The organism is Cellulomonas bogoriensis 69B4 = DSM 16987 (assembly GCF_000767165.1).
GTDB classification, from domain to species: Bacteria; Actinomycetota; Actinomycetes; order Actinomycetales; family Cellulomonadaceae; genus Actinotalea; species Actinotalea bogoriensis.
The window spans coordinates 1-1444 of the sequence record NZ_AXCZ01000319.1 but is presented as its reverse complement, the minus strand read 5'-3'; the positions used below and the strand labels follow the sequence as shown (position 1 = coordinate 1444).

2 protein-coding genes are annotated in these 1444 nt (G+C 75.0%); both read left to right on the top strand.

The window, feature by feature from the left end; all coding sequences use genetic code 11:
• Positions 1-480: lactonase family protein (locus N869_RS15030; RefSeq protein WP_035062996.1), on the top strand; the 480-nt coding region annotated here is incomplete at its 5' end.
• A gap of 97 nt (positions 481-577) precedes the next feature.
• A partial coding sequence (locus tag N869_RS15025; RefSeq protein ID WP_408606372.1) for a glycosyltransferase occupies positions 578-1444 on the top strand: 867 nt, incomplete at its 3' end.

The window sequence follows — 1444 nt, the reverse complement described above, 5'->3', positions numbered from 1 at the left end:
CTGGACGACGAGGGCGTGGCCGCCGCCCTCCCGCCCGGGACCGGCCCGCGGCACATGGCCCACGGGCCCGGCGGGCACCTGTACGTGGTGGGCGAGCTGGACGTGACGGTGCACGTCCTGCGCTGGGACGCGGAGTCGGCCACGGCCGTCCCGGTCCAGGTGGTGCCCGCCTGCGAGCGGGGGTGCGTCTCGGGCACGCAGGTGCTGCCGTCGCACGTGGCCGTCCACGACGGCGACGTGTGGGTGGGGGTGCGAGGTTCGGACGTCGTGGTGCGGTTCTCGGTCCACGACGGCGGGGCCCGCCTGCAGCACGAGCACGAGCGTCCGGTCGGTCCGTGGCCCCGGCACATGGCGTTGGTGGGCGGGCACCTGGTGACCGCGGTGCAGAACGCCGGGCGCGTCACGAGCCACGCGGTCGCGGGCGACCGGGTCCTGGGCGAGGTCACGGTCCCGTTCCCGGCGTGCGTCGTGCCGCACTGACCGTCCGCGGCCCGCATGTGCAGCCGCACGGTCCGCGGCTGCGCGCCCGAGGGCGGATAATCGGTGCGTGCCGGACGAGGACGGAGGTGGTGGACGGGTGCGCACGGACGGACCGAGGGTCGCGATGCTGAGCGTCCACACCTCACCGCTGGACCAGCCCGGCACGGGTGACGCCGGTGGCATGAACGTGTACGTCGTCGAGCTCGCCGCGGCCCTGGCGGGGGAGGGCGCCCAGGTGGAGATCTTCACCCGGGCGACCAGCTCGCGCCTGCCCGAGGTCGTCGAGGTGACCGACGGTGTGACGGTCAGGCACGTGCAGGCCGGGCCGCTGGAGGGGCTGCACAAGAACGACCTGCCCGGCCAGCTGTGCGCGTTCACCGCGGGCGTCCTGCGCACCGAGGCGGGCCGGTCGCCGGGGTGGTACGACGTGGTCCACTCCCACTACTGGTTGTCGGGGCAGGTGGGCTGGTTGGCCGCCGACCGCTGGGACGTCCCCCTCGTGCACACCATGCACACCCTCGCCAAGGTCAAGAACACAGCGCTGGCCCCCGGTGAGCGCCCGGAGCCCGCCGGCCGGATCATCGGTGAGGAGCAGGTGGTCGCCGCGGCGCAGGGCCTGGTGGCCAGCACCTCGCAGGAGGCCGCGGACCTCGTCGAGCTGTACGACGCGGACCCGTCGGCGGTGCACGTGGTCGCACCCGGTGTGGACCTGGGGATGTTCACCCCCGGCGCCGCCCACGTCACCGGCGCCGACGGCCGCAGCGGAGCCACGGTGGCCGCGCGTGCGGCTCTGGGGCTGCCCGCCACCGAGGACCTCGTGGTCTTCGCGGGACGCATCCAGCCGTTGAAGGCGCCCGACGTCCTGGTCGAGGCCCTGGGTGTGCTCGCCGCGCAGGGACGCCCCGTCCCGCACCTGGTGGTCCTGGGCGGGCCGAGCGGGCACCAGGGTGCGGTCGAGGATCTC